This is a genomic window from Vibrio sp. LQ2 (assembly GCF_023920125.1).
Classification (GTDB): domain Bacteria; phylum Pseudomonadota; class Gammaproteobacteria; order Enterobacterales; family Vibrionaceae; genus Vibrio; species Vibrio fluvialis.
Map to the genome: position 1 here is coordinate 3881939 of NZ_CP085308.1, position 15992 is coordinate 3897930.

Sequence of the window (15992 nt, forward strand, 5' to 3'; positions counted from 1 at the left end):
AATGAAGTGGCTGCGCCTTTGAGAAATCAAAGGCGCTTTTTTGTGTTTAAAGTATTTCACGAGAGGTTTGCCGTGGGTTCTTTATCAGTCGACTGGTCAATACGATGACCGAACCGAACAGAGCGAGCAAACCATAACCGCTCGCGATTTGTAGCAAGCTGAAGTGGGAAGAGAGCTGGCCAGAGATAAGCGTCGGTATCGCGGCACCCGCGTAGGATGTGGAATAGATAACGGCAAAGACGTTGGCCCGCTCTTCGGGTTGTAAGCCGTTCACCATTGTTCCGATGCTGCCGGTGAGTACCATGCCTTGTGCAATACCCGCACAAATGCTTGCAATCAGAAAGCCAGTTAAAACGCCGTGCTGCAAAGCGAGCAGTACACCACCCACAAACACACTGAACATCAGCATCCCTGTAAACTGCGCTTTGGCCGCAGTCATTCGTCCTGCCAATGATGCACCAACAGAACTGGGCGCCATGATTGACGCAAAGACCAGAGCCGCCTCGATAGCGCTTTGAGAGTGAAGTTGTTCACGTGCCATCGCAGGACCAAATGCCTGAAAGAACCCACCCAGTGCCCAGGTACAAACAAAGGTACACGCCGCCAGAGGAAACGCTTTTTTGGCTCTGGCAGGTAATGTGAAGTTTGGCCTGAGTGATTTGAGCGAGCCCGGTTTACGTGGCATGGTTTCCTGACTTTTTGCCACCAACAGTAAACAGCCAGCAATAAGAACCAGTGCGGTGACGAAAGGCAATTGGCGTGGATAGGGCGCATATTCGATCAGAAAGCCAGAGCCGACGCCTCCTAGTGTCAGGCCTGTCATTGGCCCGCAACTGATGACAGCAGCAGGAATCCAGCTAGGCACGGAACGCGCGTGATCGACCAGCCAGGAAGCCAAAGCTGTAGACGCCAACCCGCACGACAATCCTTGCAGCAAACGCCCGACAATTAAAGGCGGCGCACTGTGTACATTCACAAACACCGCGACCGATAGAGCGGCGAGCATGAGTGAGAGCAGAGCCACAGGTTTTCGTCCCCAATGATTGGACAAACGTCCGAGCAGTACTAATGCCGTCACGGCACCAATGAAATACACCACAGAGCTCAGCGAGAGCTGCCAGTAACTGACATGGTCGTACAACTGATAGGTTCCATATAACGGAATCGGAACGGCAGAGGTCACATAGGTGACCATCAGAGCAAGTGAAGCGCTCACAAAAGAAAATCGATTAGTAGTGATTTGCACGCAAGAGTCCTTGAGATGAATAACGGCTGATTCAGCGGATAGCATTATTGTAAAGGTCTGATGCGGTGAGCTCGTTGCCCATTCCTCCTTAAAGTTTGCCAGAAAATATTTATTCGTTTTCGCATCTTAATTTGCTCACTACTTATATCCGTTTTCTCTGATGGAACTTGCTCGCTGCTTTTTATAAACGTCGAATAACTATCCACCAACGGAATATAAAAAATTCCGCCAAATGTTGCTAAATGTAATTTTCTGTTTGGATTGAATTCATCAGAGGCTTTGGATGTTTCTACTCGGAAGAATAGGCAAAAAATAGAAGCTTATAGGCAATGGATGAGGCAAGCAGTCACGCTAGATTAAATCAACCCGTTCAATCAGTTCTCATTCACTAACGGAAGGTAATCAGAATGTCGAAGTTAAAAGCCTATATAAAATCCCTCTCGCTAATATTTGCGATGACATCGTTATTCAGTGCGGCCAGTGCTTGGTCGTCCGAAATCCTAAGCGCGAAAGATCGCGCAATCATTCCTGTTGCCGCTTTTACGGCAAGCGGTGAAAGCGAAAAACTGAAAATCAGCCTGAACGAAGCGCTGGATGCTGGCTTAACCATTAACGAACTCAAAGAGGTGTTGGTTCAACTCTACGCCTACGCTGGGTTTCCACGTAGTTTGAATGGCTTGGCAACGTTTATGACCGTGCTGGATGCACGTAAAAGCCAGGGTATTCAGGATGTGTTAGGTCGAGAGTCATCTCCGCTCCCCACAGATAAATCCAGCCTTGAATTGGGTACCGAGAACCAAACCAAGTTGATTGGAGTGGAAGTAAAAGGAGCGCTATTCGATTTCTCTCCTCAGGTTGATGAATACCTGAAAGCACACCTGTTTGGTGACATTTTCGAGCGTGACGTACTGAGCTGGAAACAACGTGAACTGGCGACGATTGCTGCGCTGGCCAATATCCATGGTGTAAACAGCCAGCTGGCTGCCCATTTCAACATCAGCATGAACAACCACATTTCTCCGGCGGAGCTGAAGGCATTCATTTCCGTACTGAAGACGTATTGTGGCGAAGCCATTTCAGTCAATGCCCAGCAGGTGTTGGATCAGGTGCTTGCGAGTAAACAATAGCCTGATGACATCTCATCGGAAAAATCAATCAAATCAGGAGTCAATATGATGAAAAATACAAGGTCAATGATGTTATTGATCGCTGCTGTGAGCGGCGTAACGCTAACCCAAGCTCAGGCCGCAGACGGCCAACAAGTGTATCGCGCGCAGGATCTGCAATCTTTCACTGGGCCAGATAACTTATTCACTGGCAGCGTGAACGTCGACATGTTGTTTCCGGAAAACGAGGTCGCCCATTACAGCGCGGCGTACGTGACTTTTCAAGCTGGTGCACGAACTGCATGGCATTCTCATCCAGCAGGTCAGCACATGATTGTCACTCAGGGCGAGGCTTTAACTGGTACTCGCGACGGCAATGTCATCCATTTCCATGCTGGTGAAAGCGTTTGGTGTCCACCCGGTATTGACCACTGGCACGGAGCGACACCGGATGCGGCCATGACACATCTTGTGGTAACGGCGTCAGCTGAGGGAAAAAACGTCATCTGGAAAGAGAAAGTTACGGACGAGCAGTACCTCAGTGGTCAATGAGAAATTTGGAATATCAGGCAAGAAGTCAAGACTATCGCGCTACCGAATTAGCGGAATAAAAAGCGACAATACGAACATCAAGAAGGCCAGTAAATTCCAACTTTAAACGTCACGTTTATTTTTCTTGCTCGGTCAGAAAACGGTATTTGATGGTATTCAGTTGCGACATTTCCTTGTTGTTCTGAATGTTATTTTTGGAGAAATTGATCATGAAATCACACAGCGAAACGGCTATGGCCGATAACGCAGAAAAAGCGCCAAATGAAGCACGCCGCGACGTACTTAAATTAACGGGCGCAGGTTTAGTTGCATTAGGAGTAGGTACGATGACTTCAAGTAAAGCGATCGCGCAATCGGAACTCAAACAGAGTGACGAGTGGGACAAAACATTTGCCAAGAGCGACAAAATAGACCATCAGAAAGTGACATTTAAGAACCGTTACGGGATCACTCTGGCAGCTGATTTGTACCAACCTAAAAATGCCAGCGGTAAGCTTGCAGCCCTAGTCCTGAGCGGCCCGTTTGGTGCCGTGAAAGAGCAATCTTCCGGCCTTTATGCGCAGACGATGGCTGAACGTGGCTTCGTCACTATCGCATTTGACCCGTCTTACACTGGCGAAAGTGGTGGTGAGCCTCGTAATGTGGCTTCACCGGATATCAACACTGAAGATTTCAGTGCCGCGGTCGATTTTGTTGGCTTGTTGCCAAATGTGGATCGCGAACGTATTGGCGTTATTGGTATTTGCGGTTGGGGCGGCATGGCTCTCAATGCGGTTGCTATCGACAAACGCGTGAAAGCCGTGGTGACCAGCACCATGTATGATATGACACGTGTGATGTCTAAAGGCTACTTCGATAGCGTCACGCTTGAGCAACGTACCGCTGCATTAGATCAACTAGGCCAGCAGCGTTGGGCTGATGCCGAAAAAGGTGAACCCGCTTATGGCCCGGTATCTCTTGAGCTTAAAGGTGGTGAACCTCAGTTTGTGGTGGAGTACGCAGCTTATTATAAATCGCCTGAACGTGGCTTCCATCCTCGCGCGATTAACTCGAATGCATCATGGACAGTCACGACTCCATTGTCGTTCATGAACATGCCCATCCTGACGTACATCGCAGAAATTTCGCCACGCCCGGTGCTGTTTATTCACGGAGAGAAGGCGCATTCGCGTTACTTTAGTGAAACAGCATACGAAGCGGCCGCAGAGCCAAAAGAGCTGATGATTATCCCGGGTGCCAACCACACTGACCTTTATGATCAGATGGATGTCATTCCATTCGACAAAATTACCGCATTTTTTCAGCAGCATCTTGCATAAAAAATAGGTTACACTGTTGCCAGTTGACGCCTCGACGGTGCCTGCTGGCAACAGAACTCAGATTCTGATTCAATTCTTATAACGATAACGCAATAATTTTTCTAATAAAGTCATTCAAGATTCTACACAAATAGCGAAATTCTCAAATGGTATGATTCGTTGAATCAAACCCTGAAACAACTTTATGAAAAATATGGTTAGTTGAGGTTGCTATTCCCAATGGAAACACCAAACGAAAAAGTTGTCATTAACTCGCGCTTCCTGTTCGATGTGGTAGAGAGAAGCTTAACCGACGCGTATGACGAGAAAATCATCATCGGCACTAATGAAGCACAAATACTTTCACTGTTGGTCAACCATCCCAATTCAGTGCTGAGCAGAGAAGAGATCTACCGGCAGGTATGGACGGAACGAGGCGGCAAAGTGGATGATTCAAGCCTGACGCAGTCTATCTCACTGCTGCGCAAAATGTTGGGCGATAAGGCAACGAAACCCGAATACATCAAGACCGAGTCGCGCATCGGTTATCGGTTCATTGCACCGGTTGATCCGCTGTATTCTGAGATTCCGCTGGACGATCTGGTGGAAACCTCACGAGAGGAGGGAGCCGAGTCTGTTAAGTTGAATGGCGAAGCGCAATCCGGTCATCGTTATATCAATACGAAACACGACCCCGTTGATGAAAACGCTCGGTGTGAGGCTTCAAAGCGCCGTTTATCACAACTGGTTACGCCGATTATGGCAGTCCTGCTGACATCGTTGCTTCTCATCGACTTTAACGGTTCGCAAGGTATGCTCTCATACCTTTATCGCAGCATTTTAGAGTGAGCGTGTAGCAGGCTCGATAACACCACGTTAAACAGAGTAAGCCGCAACAAAAAAGGGCCTATGGCCCTTTTCACGTTTAAGCGAATTCTTTCACTATTAAGCGGTTCTTGTTGTCACGATTGGCGATCACTTGTTCCCGGTCGTCTATTGCCCCCAGGGTTTTCGCTAAGCGGTCGTACATCACAACATTCACTGTGGCCGCCAGATTCATGCAGCCATGGGTAGGGATGTAAACCACATGATGAGCCTGATCGACCACCTCTTGCGGCAGCGAGCTATCTTCCGGACCAAACAGATAAATGGCGTTTTCCGGATGCTCAAAATGCGGCAGCGCTGTTGCACCAACCACCAACTCAACGCAGACGATCTCCACGTTGCTGCCAAGGCCTGCGGTGAGTTCGTCCATTTCGACTAAATCGATACGTTCCTGCATGTTTTGTGTATCAGTTTGAAATTTCGCTGCGCGATTGTAGCGGCTGCCGTTGTAACGTACCTGAGTGGCGTTATAGCATCCTGCTGCGCGTATGACCGCGCCCACATTGGTCGGGCTTTTCGGGTTATGCAGTCCAATAATGACCGTTGACTGTGTTGTCATTGATGTTGTTCTACTTCTGTATTGCTAAGAGTCGAGCGTAACACTCACGAATGGCGGGATTATCGCTCTAACACGAGCGAAGTGCTAGGCCGGATAGTGCATTTACCGATACAAACCAAGCCATGATTCGAATATCTCACTTAAACAAATCAATCTGTGATTTGATTATTGTAATTAATCGCATTACATTGTGATTTGAATAACAACGATTTTCGCATCAAGAGTAGCATTATGTGGATCTGGCAGCAGGATAACTGGCCTCACTTTACGTGGGATAAGAACACCATCGAACCCATGGTGAGGCAAACACGCCTTAACCAAGGCATCCTGTTGGGTAAAATCACCAGTCAGTCTCAGGATCAAAAGCAAAGTATGCTTGATACTTTACTGGCGAACATCGTCCATTCCAGCGCTATCGAAGGAGAAACGCTCAATGCGTTTTCGGTGCGCTCGTCGCTGGCGAACCGACTTGGCCTGACGGAAGAAAGACCATTTCCAACCACAGAGCAGACGGACGGTTTGGCCGAAATCATGCTCGACGCTGTTGAGAACCTTGAGGCTCCACTGACTCTGGAACGTATTCTCCACTGGCACGACAGGCTTTTTCCTGAAGGTTACACCATGTTTAATCCCGTCATTGGTGGCCAACTGCGTGGTGACGCGCCAATGCAGGTGGTGTCTGGCCGTATCGATAAACCGACGATCCACTTTGAAGCGCCGGATCGTGAGCGGCTCGATAACGAACTGGCGATGTTCTTAGAATGGTTCAACAGCTCCAAACAAAACGTTTCGCTTGATCCATTGGTAAGAGCGGCCATCACCCATTTATGGTTTGTTACGCTGCACCCGCTGGATGATGGTAATGGACGTATAACGCGCTTACTCACCGACTTGGCGCTCGCTCAGGCCGAGCAGCAATCAGTCCGGTTTTACGCAATGTCGGTGTGCATTCTGGCGAACCGCAAAAGCTACTATGAGATCCTCGAACAGACTCAAAAGGGCGATATAGACATCACGCCCTGGCTGGTTTGGTTTTTTAATACGCTGAATGAAACCTTTGCGGACGTACTGAAAGAGATCGATCAAACCCTATTCAAAACCAACTTCTGGCGTACAGTGGATCAAACCAAACTGACTGCAGAACAGGTTAAGGTCTTGAACCGCATGCTGGATGGTGATTTCGAACAGGGCATCAACACCACCCAATATCATAAAGTTGCCAAAGTCAGTAAACCCACCGCAACCCGCCACTTAGCCGCGCTGGTGGAACTGGGCTGTTTAGTTAAATCCGACGCTGGTGGCCGCAGCACACGATATATGCTGCCAGGCTAAAGGGCTGAATTAGCTAGGATTTATGGATAATATTCACCTGGTTTAATAATTAAGGCGAAGGCGGTATAAGTCTTTAGCTTCAACGCAATAAGGAAGTGAAGGTGGTGGGTTATTGAACTAGATATTTATGATGTGTTTGTTGGCGAGTCAGCTTCCGGCAATCCTTGTGGCCATGGCAGTCTAGGAGCGACCGCGGGTATTTTGTCTAAATGTGCAGTTCAACATACTCTCCAAGAAACTACACGATTAACAAAGCAAATTTAAACTCACCAAGGAAAGCACTGACGATGCCTCTAAGAAAAGCCAAAGTTGATGAATTGGATACCATCTACGCAATGGGGTTCGATGTGTGGAATGGTGGCCTTGGTTTTGAACAATACCTGGCTGGTTGCCGCGATAGTGGAAAGTATCGTTCCGGTACCTGGTATGTGTTGGCTCAAGGCGAGCAAATCGTCGCTTCCCTGATAGTTTATTCCCGCATGTTTGGCCTGGAAAATGACTGCTTTGGTATCGGTTCGTTAGCAACGCTTCCTGAGCAGCGCAATAAAGGTTATGGCGCTGAATTAGTGAATTTGGTCAAAGCTGAACTGTTTAATAATCAACAAGCGAAAGCGATTTACTTGCATTGTGAAATCGACCATCGCTACTACGAAAAACTCGGGTTTTGCCGGTTACAAGGTTCAGATTGCATGTGTATCTATGCTGACCCGTTGGTTTACGAACGCCCATTACCCGCATACTTCTAACATCGTGCTCCCGGTTAGTATTTTCATGTTCACACCACTTACCGTTTAAACAAAGCACAATATTTCAAACAATTAAGGACGTTTATGATCGATTTTTCTACTTTGCCTGATGAAAACTCAAAGCGATTTATCGCCGTACTGAATAAAAAAGTGGAGATGGGGCGCCTGTTTAACGCGCTGGGTCACATGACCGCGGGGCTGGTCGGTCAAATTGAAAAAGTCGATGACCTTTGTTTTCTACAATATCAAGATAAGGATGGCGGCACGCATCCATCCATTTCTCATTATCCATTCATCGTATTGAAAGCGGACAACTCCAATAAAATTAGAAAAGTGCGCGAAGAACTGCTGCAGCGTGGACTTCCCTTTACTGATTTTACTCATACCATGATTGTCGGTTCGTCAGAGGAACAGGTGAATGCGACCGCAGAAACCGCAGAACAAGATCTCGAATACTTTGGTATTTGTATGTTCGGTGATGCCGCCGAGCTGAAAGAGTTCACGGGAAAATTCAGCTTATTTAAGTAACCGTTTCAGAGGAAGAATAAAGTCCGGCATTCACTGGGCTTTTTTATACTCATGAATCACTCATTTAATGCGCAGGATGCAGCAAACCGGCAGACATCATCGTGTTGGTCGCGATAGCTTAACACTGCGGCGAATTCGCTATTCGCATTAACGTTGACCTGATGCTTCTAATCAGTAACTATGTTATTGATTTAAAGAAAGATATAAAACAGGTTATCGCTTAAGGATATGGCAGATACATTGGTTACAATGTCACGCATGTATCTGGTAGCGAAAACAGGGTGCAAGATTGATCAAAGAGTGAGTAAAGGAATGGCCATTAAATACGAAGAGAAAGTCCCAAGCCCAGAGGAATTCTGCGATATGCGCGTCAAAGCGGGCTTATCGCCTAAGTCATTACAAGCGGCCACGATCGCACTGCCGAACAGCTTGTACGGCATCTCAATAAGAGATGGAGAAGAGCTCATTGCCATGGGACGCGTGGTGGGTGATGGTGCGTGCAATTTTGAAATTGTCGATGTTGCCGTCGACCCGCACTATCAGGGAAACGGCTTTGGACGAGAAATCATGGAATACATCGACAACTATCTCGCCTCGGTGGTACTGGAAGGGTCATACGTCTCGATGATTGCTGATGAACCGGGCTTCTACGAAAAATTGGGCTATCAACTGGTTGCGCCGGCCAGTCACGGTATGACGAAAAAGTTTAAGCCAAAGAGCGCGTAAATCGAGGTTCATGCATACTCAACAAGCAAAGAAAAGCCCGGTATAACCGGGCTTTTCTTTGCTTGTTTCATTTAACCATTACAGCGAACGCAGCACTGAAGTCAGGCGCTCTGCAGCGTCAGCCAAATCTTGTGGCGTGGAGTTTGTGAAGTTCAAACGCAGTGCGGAAGGTGCATTGTCCGGATTCGGGTAGAATACCGGGCTCGGCACGACCGCTACGCCTTTTGCCAGCAGCTGTTTAGCCAGTTCAAAGGTGTCGCATTGAGGAATCGTCATCCACACAAACATGCCGCCTTCAACAGGTTTGAGTTCGCAGCCTTCTGGCAGTTGTTTATTCAGTTCGTTAGACAATACTTCGTAACGAGATTGGTACAGTTCGCGAATGCGCGTCAGGTGCTCCGGAAACTGAGGGTGCGCCAACAGGGCATGTAACAGAGCTTGCATCGGTACGCTGGAGTGCAAATCTGCGCCTTGTTTTACTTTGATCATCGGCGTCAGGTATTCGCTACGGCCAGAAACTGCACCTAAACGCAGGCCTGGTGATGCAATTTTCGAGAAAGAACGCAGTACGATCGATTTGTTCGGACAGAAATCAGAAACGAGCGGGAAAGCACTGCCTTCAAAACGCAGTTCGCGGTAAGGCACGTCTTCTACCATCACCACATCAAACACTTCACACAACTCCGCCACTTTTTTGCGCGTCTCCAATGCCCAGTTGATGCCTGTTGGGTTATGGAAATCCGGAACCGCGTAGAACATTTTAGGCTTCTGGTGACGGAATACGTCTTCCAGCTCTGCCAAATCCGGACCTTGCGATGTTTGTGTTACAGTGACGATTTCTGCCTGCACCAAACCAAACACCTGCATCGCACCCAGGTAGCTCGGAGCTTCCATCACAACCTTGTCGCCAGGGTTAATGTAAGCACGGGCAATCAAATCCAGACCTTGTTGAGAACCCGTACACACCATGACTTCGTGTGTCTGTGGTAAATCAAAGTACTGTTTCAGAAACGCGATGAGTGGCGCGTAACCTGCGGTTGCACCGTATTGAAAAACTTCAGGTCTTTCCGCCAGTTCAGCGAGCGTAGAACGCATCAGATCGATGGGGAATGTTTTTTCATCTGGCAGACCGCCAGCGAGAGAAATAACGTTTGGGTCACTTGCTGCAGCCAAAATTTCGCGAATATAAGAGGATTTGATCTGTTGCAGTGAACGGGCGATTTCCATGTGTGCTTCCTGTATTTATGCTTTTTTTATCTTTCGAATAGTACGACTCGTTGCGTAAATTTGTTTGTCCATTTATGCTCAAATACTTGTCCATTTATGCGATCTACTGAAATGAATCAGCAGCACGTCTCCCGTATTAACGACATTCTGTACTACATCCATCAGGACATCACCAACGATCTGTCGGCAAAACATCTGGCAGACCTTGCTGCGTACTCCGAACAGCACTTTCACCGAGTGTTTAAACAGGTAGTGGGAGAATCGATTCATCAGTACATTCGCCGCACTCGCATGGAATATGCCGCTAACCAACTGATGTTTGATGGCAACGCATCGGTGATTGATATCGCCAACAAGTGCGGCTTCAGCTCATTGTCATCATTTTCCAAAGCGTTCAAAGCGACTTTTCATATGGCGCCGGGTAACTGGCGACATGGCGAGCAGCATCTCGATAGCAAGCCGTATCTGAAAGATCCGGAAGTCGCCGCCGGTTACAATCGGGTCGCGAATCTTGATTTGCCGACACCGAAAATTGTAGAGACCAAAGAGCGGATCACCGCCTATGTGCGCCACCAAGGCTATAACCGTTCCATTCGTCGCGCCTGGTTAGTTCTTAAAGCGTGGGCCAAAGAAGAAGGGCGCACGTTTGAACAATTGTTTGGTCTGCATCACTCAAACCCGGCATGGGTAGAATTGGATAAGTGTCGCTACGTGGCGTGTCTGGAAATTGATGAGCCGTTGAAAGTACGCGGCGTGGTGAACCAAATGACCATACCCGGCGGGCTGCATGCGGTGTTTCGTCTGCGCGGCGTGTACGGTGAATTACTGCCTCAGGTAAGCAAGATATTTGAAAAATGGCTGCCGAACTCCGGTTATAAGCTGCGTTCAACGCCCGCTTACGTGCATTACCACAAGAACCATTTCCTCAATGAGGATGAACGGTTCGAAATCGACTTCTATTTGCCAATCAGCTTCTTCTGACGTCGCGGATATTCATGTTAAACAGGCAAAAAAAACACGCCAGGGGGCTGGCGTGTACCTAACAGAAGCGGTGTAAGAAAAGGACATGGACCTTAAATGGAGTAATGCGTAAACAAGACTCGTGTTTAAGCGTTTGTACATTAACCTTGCTGTCTTACAGAATTGTTGCTGATTGAAGAAGATTCTGATCGCAACCCACCGCTAACAACCTGTTATTACTCCTGATTGCGATATTTGTGCAGCAAATCAACCGGAATATGGCAGTAATCATCCGGATGTAGTGTCAGGCGATCCTGATGCTCATCGTCACTTCTGACATAGTTGGTCAGTGGCAACACTTCAACCGCGATTTTGTCGGCGTCCGGACGCTCGTCGATGTACTTTATCGCTCGTTCAAGGTGTGCCGGATTGTCGCTGTAAACACCAGTACGGTACTTAGGGCCGACATCGATACCTTGTTTGTTGATGCTGTATGGGTCGATGATTTCAAACAAGTAATCCATCAACTGCTCAACGCTGACTTGCGCGGGATCGAATTGGGTGCGCACGCACTCGGCGTAGCCGTCATATTCGCTTTGAGTGGTATCAGTAGTGCCATTGGCACGTCCGGCTTCGGTGTGCGTTACGCCCGGCAAATGGCGCATGAATTCCTGAACGCCCCACAGGCAGCCGCCCGCAAAATAAATTTCTTCCATTGTTCACATCTACAACGTCATGAATGTGGTGCGACTCTAGCAAATTGACGCGACGGGAGAAACCCGATCAGGCGCAATAAAAAGCCTGCTTGAACGCAGGCTTTGGCAGTATGGGAATCCGGCTGGATCAGCTTTCGCTGACGGCGGCCACCGATGAAGCGGTTTTTTCGGCTGCATCCGTTTGGTTTTCCGGCAGAACCAAAGTCATCACGATGGCAGCAATGCCACTGGTCGTCACCGGAGAGCCAAACACGCTTTGCAGCAACTTAGGCATCTCCTTCATCACATCCGGCACCAGCATCACGCCCAAACCGATCCCGAACGAAACGGCCAGAATCATCAGATTACGGCGATCCAAACGCTCACGCGCGATGATTTTAATGCCTGCCGCCGCGACGGTACCGAACATCACCAAGGTTGCGCCCCCAATCACCGGTTTGGGAATGGTGGTGAGAATGGCTCCAATCAGCGGGAACAAACCCAGTACGCATAGGATCAGAGCGACAAAGTAACCTACGTAGCGACTGGCAATGCCAGTCAGGTGAATCACGCTGTTGTTCTGACTGAACGTGGTGTTTGGAAAAGTGTTGAATATCGCGGCCAGCATTGAATTCACGCCGTCGCCGAGAATGCCGGATTTCACGCGGCTTAAATACGTTGGGCCAGTGACGGGCTGCTTGGTGATCATGCAGTTGGCGGTGATGTCGCCGATCGATTCAATCGCAGTAATCGCATAAATCACGGCAATCGGCACAAAAGCGTACCAGTCGAAGTCAAAGCCATATTTGAATGGCACAGGAATACTGACCAACGGCTGATGAAATGCGTGACCCAGATGCACCATGCCCATGCTGGCGGCGGCCACATAACCCAATACCATGCCGACCAGAATCGAAGAGAGGCGCACCATCAAATGCCGAGAGCGGTTGAGCGCAATGATGGTGACTAACACGACTGCGCCGAGCGCTAAGTTGTGCCATTGGCCAAAATCGGGTGCGTTGACGCCGCCGGCTAAATCCGTCATGCCGACTTTAATCAGGGAAATACCGATGGTGGTGACCACAATGCCCGTGACCATCGGCGTGATGATGCGCCGTAACTTGCCAATGCATTGTGAAAGCACGATTTCGATGAATGCCCCAACGAAACAGACGCCAAAGATCAGCGCCAGAATCTCTTCCGGGCCTCCGCCTTTGGCTTTGGCGATAAAGCCTGCGGCCAGCACTGAGCTCAAAAACGCGAAGCTGGTGCCTTGCACACAGATCATGCCTGCGCCAATTGGCCCAATGCGGCGCGCTTGAATAAACGTCCCGATACCGGACACAATCAGCGCCATACTGATGAGGTAAGGCACATGGTCGCCCAATCCCAACACGCCGCCGATAATCAGCGTAGGCGTAATGATTCCGACAAAACTGGCCAGCACATGTTGTAGGCCGGCGTACAGTGCTGCGCCGGGCGTCGGCTTATCGTCGAGCCCGTAAATCAGGTCGTGACTTTCCTTGTGAGACATTCTGACTTCCTTGTATACAATATTGTTGACATATTTTTCATCAATACAGCAAACACTATGCCAGTAAATTTCTGACCAGTTAGTCAAGGTAATTCAGCGAGTTAGGATATAACGCACGAATATTGGCGCTGAAATGTTGTTCGATTGTGGTGCACTTGCATTAAATTGGGTTGCATAAAAAAACCGCCGGACAGGAAGGGCGTCGCGGCGGTTTGTAAAGACAGAATCAACGGGTTAAGCAGGGTGATGCTCGATCCAGTGACGAGCAATTTGTTCACGAGTCGCCACCCAAACGCCCTCATGCCGCGCGACGTAATCGAGGAATTTCTTTAATGCCATAAAACGACTGGGCTTACCAATGACGCGGCAGTGTAGACCGATCGACATCATTTTAGGTTTCTCGGCACCTTCAGCGTACAAACAGTCAAAGTTCTCCTTGAGATACTGAAAGAATTCCTCCCCGTGGCTAAACCCATAAGGCGAGGAAAACCGCATATCGTTAGTATCCAAGGTGTAGGGCACAATCAGGTGAGGGCGCGTTGAACCGGGATGCTTCTTGTCAGGCACCTGGGTCCAGAACGGCAGATCGTCCCCGTAGTAATCCGAGTCATAAAGCAAACTGTCCTGTTCAGCGACCAATTCGCGGGTGTTGGGAGAATCGCGGCCAGTGTACCAACCGATTGGGCGTTTCCCCGTGAGGGTTTCAATCAGCTCGAGCGCCTGATGCATGTGCTGGCGCTCTTGCTCGATCGGCATGTTTTGGTAATGAATCCATTTTAAACCGTGGCATGCGATTTCGTGCCCATCTTCAATGAAGGCTTGTGTTACTTCTGGGTTACGTTGTAACGCAGTGGCGATGCCAAAAATGGTCAGCGGTAATTCCCGCTTTTTAAATTCGTTAAGAATGCGCCACACCCCAGCGCGCGAACCGTATTCATACAGGGATTCCATGCTCATGTGGCGAGCGGGGAACGGCTCGGCGCCCGCAATTTCCGATAAAAAGGTCTCGGCGTGCGGATCGCCGTGTAAGACGCAGTTTTCTCCGCCTTCTTCGTAGTTCAAGACAAATTGCAGCGCAATCTTTGCGCCGCCTGGCCAGTTGGCATCCGGCACCTTGTCGCGGCCGTAGCCGATGTAATCGCGAGGATTTGAGATTTCCATATCGAAGTTCCTTGTCACTGACTTAACGGCTCCAATGTTGATAACGGCCGTGAAACGATTTGCTGAGTGGAGCGGCGTAGTTGCCACTTTTGGACGTAGTAAGTTTGAGTGCGTGTAATGATTCGGCCAGCTTAACGGCGGCAGCCACACCATCTATCACCGGCACATTGAGTGCCGCCGAAAGTTCCGTCGCTAAATCAGACATTCCGGCGCAGCCGAGCACAATTGCTTCCGCGCCGTCTTGGTTGACCGCTGCCCGGCATTCTTGCAACAACTGTTGATAGGCCGATGCCTGAATCTGTTCCAGATCCAGCACTGCGATGTCGGTTGCGCGAACGCCTGAGCACAGATGATGGTAACCGTAACGATGCAACAGATGCTCGGCTGTAGGCAGCGTGCGCGACATGGTGGTCACCACTCCAAAGCGGTGTGACACTAGGCTTGCCAATTGAAACGCGGCGCCCGCGATGCCAATGACAGGCACCGAAGCCAGTTCGCGCGCGGCATCTATCGCCGGATCGCCAAAGCAGGCGATAATATGGGCATCAACGCCTTCTGCTTCACCTTGTGCAATCACATCGAGCAACGCCGCGGCGGCAATGGTTTCATCCAAGGCGCATTCGATACTTTCCGGGCCATGCGCCGGATTGCGGGCAATTATCTCACTACTGGATAAACATACAGATTGCGCAGAAAGCGCTATTTTGTCGGTCATGCCCTGACACGTATTGGGGTTGATAAGCTGAATCTTCATTGATTAATCCATTTGCGCGAACAGCGAGTTAAAGTCCACCTGAGCATCCTGTTTGCCGGTTAACGAGATCGACTGTTTGATGTGAAGTAGGTGGTGACGCATCCATTCTTGTGCTTCGACGACTTTACGTTGGTCGAGCAGATCAATCAGCTCAACATGATCGCCACAATCGCAGCTCACACTTTCGCGCGTACCGTAGGCGGCAATCACTAACGATGAGCGATAGCACAACTGCTCAATAAACTCTGACAACACCTGATTGTTTCCCATACGCGCCAGTTCATAGTGGAACTTCGCCGTCAGTTGAATCGACTTAGAGAGATTGCCTTCATTGTCTGCCTGTTTTTCCAACTCCACCATGTCTCGAAAATGCTGCGCGACTTTCAGATTCCAGTTTTCACTGATTTCAGGCACCAGAAGCGGCTCCAACATAATGCGGCTATCCAGCACTTCTTCCGCTTCTTGGCGGCTGGGGCGGTTAACCTGTGCGCCTTTATTGGGCTGAATCACCACAAACCGCTCCAGCGCCAAACGTTGCAGCACTTTTCGAATGCCCGTCCGGCTCACACCAAACGCTTCTGAAAGCTTATCTTCTGGCAGTCGTTCGCCCGGGGGAAGCTGGTGCTCGACGATCGCTTTCAGCATCTTTTGATAAATTTTTTCGTCGTTAGACATACGCATTC

17 protein-coding genes are annotated in these 15992 nt (G+C 49.2%); 9 read left to right on the forward strand and 8 right to left on the reverse strand.

Translation table 11 applies throughout. The annotated features are described in order from the left end of the window. Nucleotides 1-46 precede the first annotated feature (46 nt). Entirely contained in the window at nt 47-1216 is a 1170-nt protein-coding gene (locus LGV68_RS18000) for an MFS transporter (RefSeq protein ID WP_252535807.1), read from the reverse strand. Nucleotides 1217-1653: 437 nt separating this feature from the next. Here LGV68_RS18000 and LGV68_RS18005 point away from each other — a divergent pair, with 437 nt between their 5' ends. From LGV68_RS18005 to LGV68_RS18020, 4 genes are all read left to right on the forward strand, one after another. Then, the gene (locus LGV68_RS18005) at nt 1654-2373 is read left to right on the forward strand and encodes a carboxymuconolactone decarboxylase family protein (RefSeq protein WP_222795394.1); all 720 of its coding nucleotides are present in this window, start codon (nt 1654-1656) and stop codon (nt 2371-2373) included. A gap of 48 nt (nt 2374-2421) precedes the next feature. Continuing rightward, nucleotides 2422-2904 (forward strand): cupin domain-containing protein, encoded by a 483-nt coding sequence (locus LGV68_RS18010; RefSeq protein WP_038127516.1) that lies wholly within the window; start codon nt 2422-2424, stop codon nt 2902-2904. Nucleotides 2905-3113: 209 nt separating this feature from the next. Continuing rightward, a complete protein-coding gene (locus LGV68_RS18015) occupies nt 3114-4223 on the forward strand; it encodes an alpha/beta hydrolase (protein ID WP_252535808.1) in 1110 nt (369 codons plus the stop codon). Nucleotides 4224-4442: 219 nt separating this feature from the next. Beyond that, nucleotides 4443-5051, forward strand: a complete 609-nt coding sequence (locus LGV68_RS18020; RefSeq protein ID WP_020430947.1) for a winged helix-turn-helix domain-containing protein — start codon at nt 4443-4445, stop codon at nt 5049-5051. A 76-nt stretch (nt 5052-5127) separates the two neighbouring features. On the opposite strand, the gene LGV68_RS18025 is transcribed toward LGV68_RS18020, so the two are convergent. Beyond that, entirely contained in the window at nt 5128-5646 is a 519-nt protein-coding gene (locus LGV68_RS18025) for an RNA methyltransferase (protein ID WP_165880628.1), read from the reverse strand. Between the two features lie 231 nt (nt 5647-5877). Between LGV68_RS18025 and LGV68_RS18030 the strand changes: the two genes are divergently transcribed. The 4 genes from LGV68_RS18030 to LGV68_RS18045 all read left to right on the forward strand — a co-directional run bounded on the left by LGV68_RS18030 (nt 5878) and on the right by LGV68_RS18045 (nt 8978). Then, nucleotides 5878-6978, forward strand: coding sequence for a Fic family protein (locus LGV68_RS18030; RefSeq protein WP_158148724.1), 1101 nt, complete (start codon nt 5878-5880; stop codon nt 6976-6978). A gap of 287 nt (nt 6979-7265) precedes the next feature. Further along, nucleotides 7266-7724 (forward strand): GNAT family N-acetyltransferase, encoded by a 459-nt coding sequence (locus LGV68_RS18035; RefSeq protein WP_252535809.1) that lies wholly within the window; start codon nt 7266-7268, stop codon nt 7722-7724. 84 nt (nt 7725-7808) lie between these two features. After that, nucleotides 7809-8252 (forward strand): DUF2000 domain-containing protein, encoded by a 444-nt coding sequence (locus tag LGV68_RS18040; protein ID WP_020328606.1) that lies wholly within the window; start codon nt 7809-7811, stop codon nt 8250-8252. Between the two features lie 312 nt (nt 8253-8564). Then, nucleotides 8565-8978, forward strand: a complete 414-nt coding sequence (locus tag LGV68_RS18045; protein ID WP_158143279.1) for a GNAT family N-acetyltransferase — start codon at nt 8565-8567, stop codon at nt 8976-8978. Nucleotides 8979-9056: 78 nt separating this feature from the next. On the opposite strand, the gene LGV68_RS18050 is transcribed toward LGV68_RS18045, so the two are convergent. Continuing rightward, nucleotides 9057-10205, reverse strand: coding sequence for a PLP-dependent aminotransferase family protein (locus LGV68_RS18050; protein ID WP_252535811.1), 1149 nt, complete (start codon nt 10203-10205; stop codon nt 9057-9059). Between the two features lie 111 nt (nt 10206-10316). On the opposite strand from LGV68_RS18050, the gene LGV68_RS18055 reads away from it, so the two are divergent. Continuing rightward, entirely contained in the window at nt 10317-11186 is an 870-nt protein-coding gene (locus LGV68_RS18055; protein ID WP_020430936.1) for a GyrI-like domain-containing protein, read from the forward strand. A gap of 215 nt (nt 11187-11401) precedes the next feature. Here LGV68_RS18055 and LGV68_RS18060 read toward each other — a convergent pair whose 3' ends face one another. From LGV68_RS18060 to LGV68_RS18080, 5 genes are all read right to left on the reverse strand, one after another. Continuing rightward, nucleotides 11402-11881 carry a peptide-methionine (S)-S-oxide reductase gene (locus LGV68_RS18060; RefSeq protein WP_158126285.1) on the reverse strand — a complete coding sequence of 160 codons (480 nt, stop codon included), beginning with the start codon at nt 11879-11881 and terminating at the stop codon, nt 11402-11404. A gap of 127 nt (nt 11882-12008) precedes the next feature. Then, entirely contained in the window at nt 12009-13394 is a 1386-nt protein-coding gene (locus tag LGV68_RS18065) for a nucleobase:cation symporter-2 family protein (protein WP_252535813.1), read from the reverse strand. Nucleotides 13395-13628: 234 nt separating this feature from the next. Beyond that, a complete protein-coding gene (gene puuE, locus LGV68_RS18070; RefSeq protein ID WP_061055622.1) occupies nt 13629-14555 on the reverse strand; it encodes an allantoinase PuuE in 927 nt (308 codons plus the stop codon). A gap of 22 nt (nt 14556-14577) precedes the next feature. After that, the gene (locus LGV68_RS18075) at nt 14578-15309 is read right to left on the reverse strand and encodes an aspartate/glutamate racemase family protein (protein ID WP_061055623.1); all 732 of its coding nucleotides are present in this window, start codon (nt 15307-15309) and stop codon (nt 14578-14580) included. 3 nt (nt 15310-15312) lie between these two features. Next, the gene (locus LGV68_RS18080; protein WP_143682819.1) at nt 15313-15984 is read right to left on the reverse strand and encodes a GntR family transcriptional regulator; all 672 of its coding nucleotides are present in this window, start codon (nt 15982-15984) and stop codon (nt 15313-15315) included. Between the last annotated feature and the right edge of the window lie 8 nt (nt 15985-15992).

Coding starts and splice junctions, on each gene's coding strand:
- LGV68_RS18005 (WP_222795394.1), top strand. CDS start 1,654: ATGTCGAAGTTAAAAGCCTATATAAAATCCCTCTCGCTAATATTTGCG.
- LGV68_RS18010 (WP_038127516.1), top strand. CDS start 2,422: ATGAAAAATACAAGGTCAATGATGTTATTGATCGCTGCTGTGAGCGGC.
- LGV68_RS18015 (WP_252535808.1), top strand. CDS start 3,114: ATGAAATCACACAGCGAAACGGCTATGGCCGATAACGCAGAAAAAGCG.
- LGV68_RS18020 (WP_020430947.1), top strand. CDS start 4,443: ATGGAAACACCAAACGAAAAAGTTGTCATTAACTCGCGCTTCCTGTTC.
- LGV68_RS18025 (WP_165880628.1), bottom strand. CDS start 5,646: ATGACAACACAGTCAACGGTCATTATTGGACTGCATAACCCGAAAAGC.
- LGV68_RS18030 (WP_158148724.1), top strand. CDS start 5,878: ATGTGGATCTGGCAGCAGGATAACTGGCCTCACTTTACGTGGGATAAG.
- LGV68_RS18035 (WP_252535809.1), top strand. CDS start 7,266: ATGCCTCTAAGAAAAGCCAAAGTTGATGAATTGGATACCATCTACGCA.
- LGV68_RS18040 (WP_020328606.1), top strand. CDS start 7,809: ATGATCGATTTTTCTACTTTGCCTGATGAAAACTCAAAGCGATTTATC.
- LGV68_RS18045 (WP_158143279.1), top strand. CDS start 8,565: ATGGCCATTAAATACGAAGAGAAAGTCCCAAGCCCAGAGGAATTCTGC.
- LGV68_RS18050 (WP_252535811.1), bottom strand. CDS start 10,205: ATGGAAATCGCCCGTTCACTGCAACAGATCAAATCCTCTTATATTCGC.
- LGV68_RS18055 (WP_020430936.1), top strand. CDS start 10,317: ATGAATCAGCAGCACGTCTCCCGTATTAACGACATTCTGTACTACATC.
- LGV68_RS18060 (WP_158126285.1), bottom strand. CDS start 11,881: ATGGAAGAAATTTATTTTGCGGGCGGCTGCCTGTGGGGCGTTCAGGAA.
- LGV68_RS18065 (WP_252535813.1), bottom strand. CDS start 13,394: ATGTCTCACAAGGAAAGTCACGACCTGATTTACGGGCTCGACGATAAG.
- puuE (WP_061055622.1), bottom strand. CDS start 14,555: ATGGAAATCTCAAATCCTCGCGATTACATCGGCTACGGCCGCGACAAG.
- LGV68_RS18075 (WP_061055623.1), bottom strand. CDS start 15,309: ATGAAGATTCAGCTTATCAACCCCAATACGTGTCAGGGCATGACCGAC.
- LGV68_RS18080 (WP_143682819.1), bottom strand. CDS start 15,984: ATGTCTAACGACGAAAAAATTTATCAAAAGATGCTGAAAGCGATCGTC.